This window comes from Cupriavidus sp. GW822-FHT06G04, from assembly GCF_058799075.1.
The window spans coordinates 31,350-45,741 of the sequence record NZ_JBXALD010000016.1 but is presented as its reverse complement, the minus strand read 5'-3'; the positions used below and the strand labels follow the sequence as shown (position 1 = coordinate 45,741).

At 58.4% G+C, this 14,392-nt stretch carries 14 protein-coding genes; 9 read left to right on the top strand and 5 right to left on the bottom strand.

Translation table 11 applies throughout. The features are described 5' to 3' along the window. Positions 1-118 precede the first annotated feature (118 nt). Together AC1RKI_RS27140 and AC1RKI_RS27135 are read left to right on the top strand one after the other, a co-directional pair. The gene (locus AC1RKI_RS27140) at positions 119-1,189 is read left to right on the top strand and encodes a Rieske 2Fe-2S domain-containing protein (RefSeq protein WP_066739151.1); all 1,071 of its coding nucleotides are present in this window, start codon (positions 119-121) and stop codon (positions 1,187-1,189) included. Between the two features lie 115 nt (positions 1,190-1,304). After that, positions 1,305-2,198: an HpcH/HpaI aldolase/citrate lyase family protein gene (locus AC1RKI_RS27135; RefSeq protein ID WP_066739152.1), complete on the top strand. Its 894-nt coding sequence runs from the start codon at positions 1,305-1,307 to the stop codon at positions 2,196-2,198. A 734-nt stretch (positions 2,199-2,932) separates the two neighbouring features. Here the strand turns inward: AC1RKI_RS27135 and AC1RKI_RS27130 are convergent. Next, positions 2,933-3,916, bottom strand: a complete 984-nt coding sequence (locus AC1RKI_RS27130; protein ID WP_066739153.1) for a LysR family transcriptional regulator — start codon at positions 3,914-3,916, stop codon at positions 2,933-2,935. Between the two features lie 113 nt (positions 3,917-4,029). Between AC1RKI_RS27130 and AC1RKI_RS27125 the strand changes: the two genes are divergently transcribed. The 3 genes from AC1RKI_RS27125 to AC1RKI_RS27115 are packed head-to-tail and all read left to right on the top strand — an operon-like array spanning position 4,030 to position 7,030. Beyond that, positions 4,030-5,013, top strand: a complete 984-nt coding sequence (locus AC1RKI_RS27125; RefSeq protein WP_066739168.1) for a Bug family tripartite tricarboxylate transporter substrate binding protein — start codon at positions 4,030-4,032, stop codon at positions 5,011-5,013. A 17-nt stretch (positions 5,014-5,030) separates the two neighbouring features. Beyond that, complete coding sequence (locus AC1RKI_RS27120) at positions 5,031-6,239, top strand: CaiB/BaiF CoA transferase family protein (RefSeq protein WP_492798092.1); 1,209 nt, start codon at positions 5,031-5,033, stop codon at positions 6,237-6,239. Positions 6,240-6,262: 23 nt separating this feature from the next. Continuing rightward, positions 6,263-7,030, top strand: a complete 768-nt coding sequence (locus AC1RKI_RS27115; RefSeq protein WP_066739169.1) for an enoyl-CoA hydratase/isomerase family protein — start codon at positions 6,263-6,265, stop codon at positions 7,028-7,030. A gap of 57 nt (positions 7,031-7,087) precedes the next feature. Here AC1RKI_RS27115 and AC1RKI_RS27110 read toward each other — a convergent pair whose 3' ends face one another. From AC1RKI_RS27110 to AC1RKI_RS27100, 3 genes are read right to left on the bottom strand one after another with little or no spacing between them, the layout of a single operon-like run. Beyond that, entirely contained in the window at positions 7,088-8,002 is a 915-nt protein-coding gene (locus AC1RKI_RS27110) for a LysR family transcriptional regulator (RefSeq protein ID WP_066739170.1), read from the bottom strand. Between the two features lie 30 nt (positions 8,003-8,032). Then, positions 8,033-8,503 carry a VOC family protein gene (locus AC1RKI_RS27105; protein WP_066739171.1) on the bottom strand — a complete coding sequence of 157 codons (471 nt, stop codon included), beginning with the start codon at positions 8,501-8,503 and terminating at the stop codon, positions 8,033-8,035. Positions 8,504-8,516: 13 nt separating this feature from the next. After that, a complete protein-coding gene (locus AC1RKI_RS27100; RefSeq protein WP_066739172.1) occupies positions 8,517-9,623 on the bottom strand; it encodes a CaiB/BaiF CoA transferase family protein in 1,107 nt (368 codons plus the stop codon). Between the two features lie 158 nt (positions 9,624-9,781). Here AC1RKI_RS27100 and AC1RKI_RS27095 point away from each other — a divergent pair, with 158 nt between their 5' ends. Both AC1RKI_RS27095 and AC1RKI_RS27090 read left to right on the top strand, forming a co-directional pair. After that, positions 9,782-10,750: a Bug family tripartite tricarboxylate transporter substrate binding protein gene (locus tag AC1RKI_RS27095; protein ID WP_066739173.1), complete on the top strand. Its 969-nt coding sequence runs from the start codon at positions 9,782-9,784 to the stop codon at positions 10,748-10,750. 3 nt (positions 10,751-10,753) lie between these two features. Then, a complete protein-coding gene (locus AC1RKI_RS27090) occupies positions 10,754-11,551 on the top strand; it encodes a 2-keto-4-pentenoate hydratase (protein WP_066739174.1) in 798 nt (265 codons plus the stop codon). A 15-nt stretch (positions 11,552-11,566) separates the two neighbouring features. Here AC1RKI_RS27090 and AC1RKI_RS27085 read toward each other — a convergent pair whose 3' ends face one another. Beyond that, the gene (locus tag AC1RKI_RS27085) at positions 11,567-12,454 is read right to left on the bottom strand and encodes an alpha/beta hydrolase family protein (protein WP_492798096.1); all 888 of its coding nucleotides are present in this window, start codon (positions 12,452-12,454) and stop codon (positions 11,567-11,569) included. Positions 12,455-12,563: 109 nt separating this feature from the next. Between AC1RKI_RS27085 and AC1RKI_RS27080 the strand changes: the two genes are divergently transcribed. Together AC1RKI_RS27080 and AC1RKI_RS27075 are read left to right on the top strand one after the other, a co-directional pair. Continuing rightward, on the top strand, positions 12,564-13,151 hold the full coding sequence (locus AC1RKI_RS27080; protein WP_492798098.1) for a TetR/AcrR family transcriptional regulator: 588 nt from the start codon (positions 12,564-12,566) through the stop codon (positions 13,149-13,151). A 244-nt stretch (positions 13,152-13,395) separates the two neighbouring features. Beyond that, entirely contained in the window at positions 13,396-14,376 is a 981-nt protein-coding gene (locus tag AC1RKI_RS27075) for a tripartite tricarboxylate transporter substrate binding protein (RefSeq protein WP_066739176.1), read from the top strand. Positions 14,377-14,392 lie beyond the last annotated feature (16 nt).

The window sequence follows — 14,392 nt, the reverse complement described above, 5'->3', positions numbered from 1 at the left end:
TCGACGGCACATTCGCCCCAACGAATGCCCCGTCGACGAGAAGGGAATAGACGCCCGCTATAAGCGGGCGCCTTGCACATCAGAAGCACCAACCTTATCCACCACAAGGAATCAAGACATGCAACTCGAACCTACTAAGGTCGACAGGGACTACCTTCGACATTTCTGGCATCCGGTCGCCACGGTGACAGAACTAGAGAAGGCGCACCCCTCGAGTGTCGGCCCAATGGGCGTAACACTGCTTAATGAACAGATCGTCATTGCAAAGCTCGATGGACAGTACGTTGCCATGCGCGATCGGTGCGCTCACCGGTCAGCAAAGCTTTCGTGCGGCAAAGTGCAGGATGGACGCATTCAGTGTCCGTATCACGGCTGGCAGTACGACACAAAAGGGGTGTGCCAGGTTATTCCGGCGTGCCCAGACAATCCCATTCCGAACAAGGCGCGTGTCGCAAGCTTCGATTGTGAAGAGCGCTACGGACTGATTTGGGTTCGCCTGGATTCGAGCTACGACTGCACTCAGATCCCTTACTTCAGTGCCGCAGAAAATCCGAAGATGCGCATCGTCGTCCAGGAACCCTACTGGTGGAAGGCGACGGCAGAGCGGCGGTGGGAGAACTTCACCGACTTCTCACATTTCGCCTTCATACATCCGGGTACGCTCTTTGACCCCAACAACGCAGAACCGCCTGTGGTTCCGATGGACCGCGTGAACGGTCAGTTCCGCTTCGTCTATGAGACCCCGGAGGATATGGACGTTCCTGACGAAGCTCCCATCGGTACGTTCTCCTACCACTGCAGCATGCCCTTCGCTATCAACCTGGCGGTGAAGAAGTACACCAGCGATTCGCTGCATGTCCTTTTCAACGTTTCTTGCCCTGTGGATGACTCGACGACGAAGAATTTCCTCATCTTTGCACGCGAGCAGGCTGGCGACTCAGACTATCTCCACATCGCTTTCAACAACGTGGTATTCGCAGAGGACCAACCGGTCATCGAGTCCCAATGGCCTCAAGACCTCACGAGTGACGAGGTTTCCGTGGTCACTGACAAGGTCTCTGTGCAGTACCGAAAGTGGCTGCGCGAGTTGAGCGAGGCGCATAAGGAAGGACGTGACGCTTTCCGGAAGGCACTTCTTGATCCGCAGATTGAAAGCAACCGGAAGTATGCCGACTTAAAGCAGCAGTAAGTCTCCGATCTCGAAGACGAGAAGGTATGCAACTTCACTGCGTACCTTCTTTTTTTACAACAACTGCGACAGCGGCATAGCACTGCTGCCGCACATAGTCAGATATTGGGCCCCCATGAGCACGACAGCCCCCCGCAAACTCCGCTCCTTGCTTTTCGTTCCTGCGGACAGCGAACGCAAGCTGGCTGCGTCTCTTCGTTCAAATGCAGACGGACTGATCTTCGATTTGGAGGACAGTGTGCCGGAAACTGGAAAATCTGATGCGCGCAAGACCCTCAAAGCGTTCCTCACAGAGCACGCCGAACACATGACCCAATCGGTCTTTGTGCGAGTCAACAGCTTATCGTCCCCTCATATCCTGAACGATCTAGCCGCCGTCATTCCGCACATACCTGACGCGATTGTCTTGCCAAAGTGCCGTGGTGTTCAGGACGTCTTTCGCCTGTGCGACTATCTTTCAGCACTCGAAGTCGCCTTGCTCGGTGGAAACTGGGAGACTGGCATCATCGCAATGGCGACAGAATCAACGGAGGGCATCTTCGGACTTTCCTCTTACCGGAATGCACCGTTGCGCCTTAGAGCGCTGATGTGGGGTGTCGAAGACCTGGCTGCCGATCTCGGAACTCTCACCACCCATGATGGCGCTAGTTTGACCCCACCGTTCGCAGTCGCTCGGACGATGTGCCTTCTCGCGGCTGCCCAGGCTGGCGTTGATGCGATTGATGCAGTCAACACCGCGGTCTGTGATACTGAGCAGATTGCTCGCGAAGCGGCATGGGCCAAGCGAGACGGATTCTCTGCGAAGGCTGCGGGACATCCGTCACACGTAGATCCGATCAATGAGGCGTTCGCCCCCCGTGATAATGAAATTGCCTGGGCGCGTCGCGTTGTCGAAGCGTTCGCGCAGCCAGGCACCGTGGGCGTCGCGCGCCTGGACGACCAAATGATAGACCGCCCTCATCTTCGGCTTGCGCATCGGATACTGGAGGACGTTGAAGGGGTCGATTAGTGAGATACCGATGCGTCAGCATGCCGTGGAAACCGCCATATGAAGCTGCGCTGCTACCTTCGACTGACTCTTGTTTTCAACGACCTTTCGTAGGAGGGCTCGCGAAACGTCGCCTGCGTGCAGGCGTGAAAAGTAGCACTCAAGTTAGCCGTTCTTGGAGCCATAAGATTGGTTATTTCGATTTAGAATAACCAGCCATCGATATTCATGTCATTCAGTATCAATCATGAGGGCCGCAGAGCGGTATACGCTTATGTCACACGTCGGCCGACGCGCAAAGCCGCCCGACGGGAGGGCCCAGCCTTACAAGCGAGAAGGCTTCGGTGGTGACCGCTCCATTGGTCGGCTAGAGACGGCAGCGATGGAGGGAGACTGGTTGCTGTGGGGGAAGCGCTGAGACAACCAGCACGGGGGCGAAGATAGCCCGTGGCTCGAAATGACTGTCGGAATCATCCAGAACTTGGATGGTGGAAGGAGCCGACATCGTGCATGCAGGGGGCCTTCGGCATTCCCTTTCATACCTCAAGAAAGATATCCTCACTAAAGAAGCGAGGATATGCTTCCGGGAGCTTATGTTCAGGTTATTCCCTTTTCTATGCACGCTCTGAAATGTGCTCGGAATAACCAGATCCCTACGCTCGAGCGTTTCATTGTCACTCCCGATCCTTGTGAGACCGCTGCGCGGTCGGGCAGCCAGGCGAGGAGTTGAGTTGGGCTAGACGAGGCTCAGTCCATCACCGTTGGATATCCGCCCCCTCCCCTCCAGCGGTGAATCGGTGAACCGGCCACTGCCCGCCGTCTACCAGCTTCCCGGTTATGGCGAGAATACGCTGCCACACGCTCGTGACAGCCAACGACGCCGGTCGGGTCGCCGCCCGGCAAAGGTAGACCTGTCGCGTGAACCCCTCTTCGGCAACGCGCGCGCAGGACACAAGGCCGCCTCGCCACTCCTCTTGCACGGAGGCATGAGACAGAATCGTGAAGCCCGCACCGGCAGCCGCAAGCGAAATGAGCTCCGGGATTGCGTTCACTTCTGCAATGACCTGAAGGTCGGTGCTATGGGATGCACTGAACCGGTCGATAAGGCTGCGCAGACCATGCAGTCCAGCGGGAAGAATCAAGCGGTACTCGCGCAATCTGGAAAACGGCACACTGACTGCGGCGTTGATTCCGTTGCGACCATGTTTCGACAGCGCGCCGGGCGGCCCGACGAGCAATAGCCGTTCTTCCAACACACGATCGGCACGCAGACCGGGCTCAGGCGTTCCACCAAAGGTCATCCCCATATCCAAATGGCCGGTCAGCAGACCTTGCGGAATGTATCCGGTGCTCTGCTCAATGATCTGAAGGTCAATCCCTGGCCATTCCGCGCAGACTTCCTTCACGAGCGGCACGGTTAGCAGCTTGGCCAAGGACTGAGGCAACCCAACAGCCACCCGGCCTTGCGGTTGCTTGATAGCTGTCCGAATGTCCTCGTACGCAACATCCACACGCCGGAGGATGTCGGCCGCATGAGTCAGCAGCATCTCGCCTGCCGCCGTGGCCAAAACACCCCGCGGCGTTCGCTCGAGCAGCGCGGCGCCGAACTCCTCCTCCAGGTTCTTCATCTGGAGGCTGAGCGCAGGCTGCGCGATGTGCAGACGCTCCGCGGCGCGAGATATGGAGCCCGCCGCGCACACCGTCACAAATCCCCGCAGGGCACGAAGTTCGAGAGCCATGAAACGCCTCGGAGAAGTGGCTATCGTGAAATCTTATACCGGATATCTAAATCCTGTCTTGGACTTATATCCCGCCCATCGTCATGCTACGGGCAAAACCAAAGGAGACGATTATGAATCCGACACGACGCACACTGCTGCTGGGGGCAACTGCTTCCGTAATGGCAGGCTTGGCAGGTCCCCTCCTTGCCGCGGATTGGCCGACCAAGCCTGTCCGGATTGTTGTACCGTTTGCAGCCGGCGGGCCCACCGACTTCATCGCTCGCCTATTGGCTACGGCCCTTTCGAAAGAGTTGGGACAGCCAGTCGTTATCGACAATCGCCCCGGCGCCAGCGGCAATATCGGGGCTCAGCATGTCCTCGACAGCGGCAATGACGGCTACACACTGTTGCACAACACCGTGGCCATGCAGGCCGTGAATCCGCTGATGTACCCCCATGCGCGCTTCCTGCCGGGGAAAGACTTCGTCCCCATTGCGACGACTGGCTCCATGCCCAACGTCTTGGTGGTACATCCGGACAAGCTAAAGGTAAAGACACTAGCCGAGCTCGTCCAACTCGCGAAAGCGAAACCCGATGCCTTGACGTACGCGACCTTTGGCGCGGGATCCTCGCCGCACATCTATGGCTCCCTGCTGCAGAAAAAAGCGGGGTTCCAGGCGGTGGCGGTCCCGTACAAGGGTAGCTCCCCAGCGCTCACAGACGTCATGGCCGGCCAAGTCGATTTCGTATTCGACTCCTTCACCACATGCATTGGCCAGATTCAGGGCGGAAAATTGCGACCTCTTGCCATTACTTCTGCGCAACGCTCCCCAATGCTGCCGGACGTCCCGACGCTGAAGGAAGCCGGATATCCCGGCGCAGACCTGAAGTTCTGGTTCTCTCTGCAGGCACATGCACAGACGCCCAAGGCCGTCGTCGACCGTTTGCGAGCAGCCTCGGCGAAGGCAGTCAACGACCCTGAATACGTGGCCGCGCTGCGCAATCGTGGTGCCGAACCGATGCCCACGCGTCCCGACCAACTCGTCAGCTTCGTCCGAACTGACGCTCAGCGATGGACAGACGTAGCGCGCGGGCTTGGCATCCAGCCGGAATGACAAAGGAAACGCAAGCCATGCAACCACTGAAAGGCATTCGCGTGCTGGACCTGAGCAAGGTGCTGGCCGGGCCCCTCTGCGGCCAATACCTGGGCGAGCTGGGCGCCGATGTGATCAAGGTCGAACCCCCAGGCTCCGGCGACGACACGCGTGGATGGCTTCCGCAGGATGCGGGCCAGTCTGCCGTGTTTCTGGCCGTCAATCACAACAAGCGCAGCATCGCGCTGGATCTCAAGACCGAAGATGGCCAGCGTATCGCGCAACAGTTGGCTGCCAATGCTGACGTGGTGCTGCAGGGCTTCGGCGGCGGTACCGCCCGGAAGCTCGGCGTGGACTATGACACGTTGAGTGCCCTGAATCCTCGGCTGATCTACTGTGAGATCTCCGGCTACGGGCGCGATGGCCCACTGGGTAACGAGCCTGGCTATGACGTAATGCTGCAAGCGTTCAGCGGCATGATCAGCACCATGGGCGAACCCGGTGGGAAGTTTGCGCGAGCAAGTTTCTCGCCCGTCGACATCGGCACGGGCATGCACGCCCTCAGCGGCATCCTGGCTGCCCTGCTCGAGCGCCATACCACTGGCAAAGGCACGTACCTGGAAGTAGCACTGATGGAGACTGCTCTTGGATTCATGGGGTACATGGCACAGAACTACTGGCGCAGCGGGAAGGCCCCGCAACGCATGGGCACTGCGCATCCGTCCATGTCGCCCTACCAGGCATTCGATGCCGCCGATGGGCCGTTGATGCTTGGCGTCGGCAATGACGCGCAATGGAAGCGCTTCTGCTCGGTGGCCGACCTCGAGGACTGGGTCGATCATCCGGATTTCGTCACCAATGCGGCGCGTGTGAAGAACTTCACCCGGACGGTCGAACTGGTGCAGTCCCGCCTCTCGACGCAGCCGCTCGCTTACTGGCTGGATACGCTACAGAAAATTGGTGTGCCCTGCTCGCCGATCCAGACGCTGGACCAGGCTCTGGCTCATCCGCAAGTCCAGGCTCGGCAACTGGTCGTCGAAACGGAGCACCCGGTCCTGGGCACCGTCTCGAATATCGGCTTGCCCGTCCGATTCCGGCGAGAGGCCCGCCAGGCGAGCCGGCCTGCACCGCTGCTGGGCGAACACACTGACGAAATCCTGCACGAAGCTGGATTCACTCAAGAGCAGATTGAAGGCCTGCACCGCGCTGGCACCGTGACTTCCGCTGCGACAACCGCAGCCGCCTAGCCCAACCCAATATTGAGCAGACCATGTCTCTAGTCACCTATACCGTCCGCGACCACGTCGCCGAAATCGTTCTCGACAACGCGCCTGTCAATGCACTGACCGTTCCGATGGTTGACGCGCTGATTCGGGCGTTGGATCGCGCCGCCGCCGACGACTCGGCTCGCGCAGTCATCGTTGCAAGCGCAGCACCAAAAAGATTCTGTGCCGGGCTTGATATCGCAGCGCTGCAGGGTGCTTCGGCAGATACCGTCCACACGCTACTGGACAAGCTTTACGTCCAGTTGTCAGAAGCACAGTATCGCCTCGGCAAGCCGTCCATTGCCGCGGTGAGTGGCGCTGCGCGCGGCGGCGGCATGACGCTGGCGATCTCCTGCGATCTGATTGTGGCTGCCGAGGATGCCAGCTTCGGCTACCCGGAGATTGACGTTGGCATGCTGCCGGCGATCCACTTTACCCACTTGCCGCGCATCGTAGGTCGTCACGTCGCCTTCGATTTGCTCTTCACTGGGCGCTCCTTCACTGCGAGCGAGGCGCACGCCTTGCATCTGGTGAATCGCGTCGTTCCGGCGGACATGGTGCTCGAGGAGGCACGGTCACTGGCGGCAAGCCTAGCTGCCAAATCCGCATCCGCGATGCGCATTGGCAGAGCGGCATTCCACCGAGCCGTCGACAGTGACTACCGTCGCGGAGTTTCCTACGCGGTAGATACGTTCTGTCGCGTTGCAGCTACCGACGATGCGCGCGAAGGCATCTCGGCATTCGTGGAAAAGCGTAGCGCGAATTGGGGCTGATACAGTCGGCGTAAGGGGCGTTTCCCAACGCCCCTCCCCTCAGAACACCGCCGTCCGTCAGTTGGCACCCCGCGACGGCCTTATATGGGTACGCGCAAAGTCCAGCATGGCTGTCGCGTACTGGGCGTTCGCGTCCTTCGCCACCAGGTACTGCACTGGCGAGCGTACTGCCGTCTCTATGTCTCGAAAAATAACGCCACCGATGCCTGTTGTCGCAAGGCATTCTGGCACGATGGCGACACCAATGCCCATCGAGACTGCGGATACCGCAGTCAGCCATTGGCTTACGCGATGCTCGATCCGAGGCGAGAAACCTGCTGCGACACAAAGACTCAAAATCGTATCGAAGTAATACGGTGAGGAGCTTCTGTTGAAAAGAATGAAGTTCTCATCCTTCAGGCGCACCAGATCCAGCGGTTCGTTCGGCAATTTGAAGTGCTTGGGCGCACAAATCATGAAACGCTCGTTGAAGAGCGTCGTGCAATCAATTAGCTGTTCCTGATGAGGGACGATGGAGTGCGTGAAGCCGACGTCCAGCTCTCCCCGTTGAATTCGGTCGAGCTGACTCATCGACGACATCTCATGAAGTGAGACGCGGACATCCGGGAATTGAGTTCGGAACGCACCAATGGCATCGCCTAGCCCGCGATACAACATTGAGGCGTGAAATCCGACATTGAAGCGCTGGGCCAGCAAGCCGTCGAATCGCCGGACTTCGTCGAACGAAGCGTTCGCCTGGCTGATGAGCGCCACAGCGCGCTGATAGAACTGGCGCCCAGACTCCGTCAACTCAACGCTACGGCTACTTCGCGTGACCAGCGTGACGCCTAGAAAAGACTCCAACTGCTGGATCGCCACACTGAATGGTGGCTGAGAGACGTGACATCGCGCTGCTGCCCTGCCGAAACTAAGTTCCTCCGCCAATGCTGCGAAATAGCGGAGGTGACGCAACTCAATCGCTTCCTTGTGCATACACGGCTCTTATGTGCCGCGCGCATGCAATTACGAACGCGGCTCTTCTTCTGGCTGGTTGTATCCGTAGTATGCCAGAACGTCGGCTGGCCGCTCAGGGCCAGGTTCGAAGACTTCGAGCAAGACGTTATCTGGCGCCTCGACCATGAAATAGCCGCCTCCGTGTGACGATCGGACGCCAGACGGAATATGCAGACCAGCCGACTTCATCCGGTCATGCAACTCCTGAAGACCCACCACCTGAAAGCCTAGATGATGCACCGCATTCTTCTTCAAAGTGTCAACCGGCTTCTCATACAAGTGCATAGCACCAATACCAATCTTCATGAAAACATTGCGTGTTCCTGCGTAGATACCATCCCACGCCACCTCCGCATCGAACCATTCGCGATAGAACCGAATAGTGGCCTCGAGATCAGCACAAAGGAGATGCGGATGGTGCAAGTGGTAACGCTTCCTCGAACCATACGGAAAACGTGCATTGGTTTCATCGAACGACATTGCAGTATCCTCTTCAAAGCGTAGGAGGCGGCATCCGATATGTCGGAGGCGTCTCGCTCAGCATGATGGGCGAAGCCACTCCTTTGTAGCCGTCCGCCATCTCAACAAGCAGGCCCATATGCGCTGTATGCGGATCCTGCAGCGCCTCTTGGACCGAACTGATGGGGGCACATGGCACACCCTTTCGTACCAGCAAGTCAACCATCGCGCGTCCGTCACGTTCACTCAGAGCAGCCCGAAGGACTACCCTAAGCACTCCACGGTTCACCGATCTTGCTGGATTGGTTGCAAAGTGCTCATCCAGCGCGACATCCTCGAGGGCCAACTCGCTACACAACGTTCGAAACTGAGTATCGTTGCCGACCGCCAGATAAATGGGTCCGGTTGCCGTCTCGAATCTGTCATAGGGATAGATATTCGGATGGGCGTTCCCTGTCGGCTGCGGACAGCTGCCCGTCGAAAGGAAGTTGCCGGCGTGCGGGTGAAGCAACGAGACAGCGTTTGCGTACAGCGTCGTTTCCACCAGTTGACCGCGCCCAGTTTGATTACGTGCCTGCAAGGCCAGAAGAATGCCAATCGTGGCGTTCAGACCCGTCGTCATATCAACGACTGGAAGCCCGACGCGCAACGGCCCGGATGCTTCATCACCATTCACGCTCATGAGCCCGCATAGCGCTTGGACAGCGGTGTCGTAGGCAGGCAAGCCACCGTATGGACCATTCGCACCGAATCCAGATACACGGCAGTGAATCAGCCTCGGATTGCGCTGCAGGAATGTCCCAAGGTCCCATCCCCAACCTTGGAGCGTGCTGGGCTTGAAATTCTCGATCAGCACATCCGATTGGTCGAGCAACGCTAGGAATTTTTCACGGTCCGCGGCATCTCGAAGATTCAGGATCGTGTTGCTCTTATTGCGGTTTGCGCCGGAGAAGTACGCAGAGTTACTCCCCAGATAAGGTGGCCCCCATTGACGCGTATCGTCGCCCTCGGGCCCCTCCACCTTGAGGACATCGGCGCCATGGTCCCCAAGAATCTGGCCGCTTAGCGGTCCACCAAGCACCCTGGACGCATCCAGGACGCGGAGCCCTGTTAGCGCCCCGTACTGCAATCGATTTTCCATGTTCTCCGACCGACGTTGTGACGAAACGTCATGGTAGAGAACGCGTCTTCTCATTCAATACAAAGTTCGTATCGGTCCATATCAGATTCAGAATCATGGCGCCTCCGGCAGCCGTACGATTACCCAAGATAAGCAAACTACGAACAACGGGGACAACCATGAAGAACACCATCCGCGGCCTGCTGCTGCTCACTCTGGCCTTTGCAGCGCCCTTTACCCTGGCCAAATCCGATTTTCCGTCACGAGCCATTACGTTTGTCGTGCCGTACCCTGCGGGAGGGCCCGCCGACCTTATAGCCCGCGCCGTCGCCACCCGAATGAGCACCCTGGCCGGCCAGCCGGTCATCGTTGAGAACCGGGCCGGCGCTAGCGGGAACATTGCGGGCGAGTATGTCGCCAGAGCGACAAAGGATGGTTACACCCTACTTTTCGGGTCTTCGCCCGTACTGGTCATCAATCCAGGCCTCTACAGGTCCCTGAAATTCAACCCTCTCAAGGACTTCGAGCCGGTGGCCGATTTCGGCAGCATGCCAAACGCGGTTTTGGTCAACGAAGCCCTTCCCGTCAGCTCGATCCCGGAACTCATTGCCTATTCCAAAGCGCACCCGGCAACTTTTGCTTCTGCCGGTAGCGGTGGGACAACCCATCTCTCGGGGCTCTTGTTTGCCAAGGCTGCAGGAATCTCATTGATGCATGTGCCGTACAAAGGCTCCGCACCCGCGCTTCAAGCACTTTTGGGAAATCAGGTCACAATGACCTTCACCGACGTCTTCACGGCCGATCCATTCCTGAAAGCCAACAAGCTGAAGATCCTCGGCGTAACCTCTGCGGAACGTTCGGCGCTACTCCCGCAGGTCCCTACCTTGCAGGAGCAAGGTATGAAAGACATCGATGTCAGCGTCTTCTTCGCGCTGCTTGCTCCTGCTGGCATTCCCTCCGAAGTCCAGCAATTCCTCGTCGCAGTTAGTAAGCGAGTTCAGGACGACGGAGAGCTGCAAGCACAACTGAAAGCACGCGGGCTCAACCTGCCGTCACAGCGCACCCCAGAGGATTTGCGTCGAAAGATGAAGACGGAAGCCGAAGCCTGGAAGCGTCTAATCACCGCGACAGGCGCGTCTATCGACTAAGCCATGGCCGACGTCAACAACATCGAAGGCTCACGAAGGATGCTGGTCCAGGCCCTGGCTCAAGCACGAGCGAGTGGTCGACAGGTGACCGATGTGGAGCGACTATTCGAAATCAACGACGAGGTTGCCGCCTTTGAAATCATGGTCGACGTCGCCGAATCCCTTGCGTGGACGCAATCCGGCTGGAAGATTGCGGCGACTAACGCCCGTCTTCAAGAGCGTCTTCGCACAGCAGGACCGGTATGCGGGATTACCTTCGCTCAGTTTCACACCCTTCAGCCGGCCACCCTCGCACGAAGGGCTTTGCTGGATCCCGTCATCGAGTGCGAGTTCTTCTTCGTAATTGACCAGAACCTACCCCCAAAGATGGCGCCCTACACGTTGGATGAAGTCGCCAGCGCCGTCCGCGACGTGCGCATCGGCATTGAGGTGGCGGAATGCCGGTTCCCGCACAAGCAGCTTCCTGCGCCCTTGTATGTCTATGCCGACGGCTTCGCCTCCGGCCGCTACATTCATGGTGCATCGGTTCCTGACTGGCATCGAAGGTTGCAGGACGGCATCGACGTAACGCTCATTCGAAACGGAAAGGTGCACGGCCGAGGGTCGTCTAGGGACGTCATGAACAACCCTCTTCACGCCGTCACGTGGCTCGCGAACTGGCTGCGCAAGAGATCCATGGGCCTGCGCCAAGACGATATCGTCAGCTCAGGTGCCTGCAACGTCCTGGCTGCGGCTCGTACAGGCGACGAGTTCCTGGCGCAGTTCGCAGACGTCGGGGATGTCGCCGTGGAGATTCGGTAGCACCGCAGCGGCTTCCTATTGACATGCGATCGAGCATTCCCTTTGGTCCGGGGACGTCGCGGTAGAAGCCACGGGCCTTGCCCATGACAGGACGTCTTCCCACATCCATGACGCCTCCGCATTGAAATAGCCCATGTGGCCTATCCCTGCAGTTTCTCGCTGCGGGGAGAGGTCGACGCGCCGAATATCGCAGTTCGCGTACTGCTCGATGAACGCGTCCCGAGACTTCGGTGGCGCCCACAGGTCGTCCACCGAATTCACTGCAACGATTGGCATACGTACTTCGGCAAAAGCCGCAGTCAAATGCTGGAGCTCGGGGTCATCGAAGAAGTAACGGGGATACTTGCACCAACGCTTCCACTGTCGATAAACGCCCAGAGGCAAGTCCTCACCCATGCCGAACTTGCTCCACGCCATGTAGCCCTTGGTGGCAACCAGGACAGGCAAGACGGCGCTCCACATCAATCTGACCTTCCACGCTTCCAGCTTGGGCATCCAGCCTGCCCAACCCGCCCCAGTCCCGAAAATGTAGGCACCGCTGAGCCCTGCGTGGTTATGAAGCAGGCCGAGCGTCTGCCCACCGAAGGAATGACCAACTAGCCGGACGGGCGTATCGCCCGATCGCGCCGCCGCCACGACTGCCGTGACGTCTAGCCGTGCCCAATCCAGATAAGTCGCAGAAAATCCGCGCAACGAACCTTGCCGCGACAGTCCGATGCCCCGATAGTCAAAAGTCAGCGTTGTAAAGCCGCGCGCAGCAGCAAAGCGCGCAAATTTTCGATAGTAGCGCTGCTGCACGCCAGTTGCACCGGCTACCACGAACCGGCCCAACTCTGCTCCATGGGCGTCGAAACGATATCCCACGAGCGGAAAGCCATCCGCGGTAGGGATGGTCAACCTCACGGGCGGTGCACCCGACCCAACGTCAACAGCCTCTGTCATGGTTATAACGAGTGTTATAGGCGAAAACTCATGCTACGCTATGACACTCGTTATAGCAATGCGCTTGTACATGCCCTCTAATGACACCTCCGCGCGCGACCGCCTTGTATTGGCCGCCGCGGACATGCTCCGCCGGCGTGGACTACATGCAACCAGCATTCGGGACGTCGCCAAGCATGCGCACGCGCCGCTCGGCTCCACGTATCACTACTTTCCTGATGGAAAGTCCCAGATGATCTCCGAGGCCGTTGCCATGGCCACTGGATACATCTCCGAGCAGCTGCGAAAGGCGCTCGAGCGTGGCGTTGTAGAGGGCGTGCGGCAGTTCTTTTCAGTTTGGCGCGACATCGTTGCGGCGAGCGACTACCAGGCTGGCTGTCCCGTTCTGGCAATCGCCGTCGAGGCTACGGACAGCGAGACGGACCGAAAGGCACTCGAAGCGGCAAACGCCGCATTCACCGAATGGCGGCTGCTTCTCGCAGAAGCCATTTCAGAGCATGGAGTCGGCCCAACCGAAGCTACTCAAACAGCTGATTTTGTCATCGCCGCATGCGAAGGCGCAATTGCCCTATCCCGGGCGAGTCGTAGCGTTCAGGCGATCGACAACGTCTCTTCCCAGATGCAGCGCTTCTTGACCACTCTACCGATGGAGAGCTAGGAACGGAAACGGGTTCTCCAGCGGAGTGGCATCGGACTTCGACGACAGTCGTCACATAGGGCCAAACGTCGATACAGATAATAAATCGATGGATTCATTATCCGTATTGGACAAACCAAAGGTCGTGCCGAAAGAATCGTTATACCGGTATGGTCGCACCGCACGCAGCGATTCCACACTGCAGCACGCGCATCTCCGGCGGGCACTCAAAGTGCCCTAGAAGATCAGAACAACGGAGACAACGATGACCGTTCATTCGCCCCGCCGGCGGACTTTGTTAGCTGCTGCGTGCTGTATTCCATTTGCCACCACCACGTCGCGAGCGGAGTCCTTCCCTGCCAAGCCAATCACTTTGATTATTCCGTATCCCGCAGGTGGTCCCACGGACGTGGTGGTTCGTGTCCTTGCAGAGGAGGCGCGCAAATCATTGGGGCAACCGGTGGTCGTCGAAAACCGCCCAGGGGCCAATGGCTCGGTCGGGGCTGCAACGCTGGCCCGCGCTCCCGCCGACGGATACACACTCGCAGTAATACCGCAATCTGTCTATCGCGAGCCCTATCTGAACAAGACGAGCTACGATCCACTAACTAGCTTCACCTACATCGCCCTGTTGACCGACTTCACGTTCGGCATCGCTGTACGAAGCGACGCGCCGTGGAAGTCATTCAAGGAGTTCGTGGTCGATGCAACTCAGCGGCCAAACAATCTCAGCATCGGTTCAGGTGGAGGGCTTCTTGGAACTCCCAACATTGCAGCCGAGGAGTTGATAGACACCGCCAAGGTGAAAGTCAACGCGGTGCCGTTCAAAGGCGACAGTGAAGTCGTCAACGCACTTTTGGGCGGCCACATCGATGCGGCCGTGCTTTCCGGCGTGGCCGTCCCACATATCGAGTCTGGAAAGATGCGGTACATCGGCGCCTTCGCAGAGAAGCGAATTGCCCGCTTTCCCACGCTACCGACGATCGTCGAACAAGGGTATCCAGTGTGGGTCGACTCCCCATATGGGATTGCGGGTCCGAAGGGGATGGAGCCATCCAGGATCAAGCTCATACAGGATGCGTTCAGACTTGCCTTAGAATCGCCCGCCAGCACCCGAGTCCTGCAACAGTTGAATCAACGGGTAAACTACTTGGGAGCTGACGACTATCGGAAATTCGCAGCTTCCACCTACGCGCGGGAAAAGCAAAGAGTCAAACGCTTGCGAGAACTCGGTCGTCTAACCTAACGCGTGGCTATTCGCA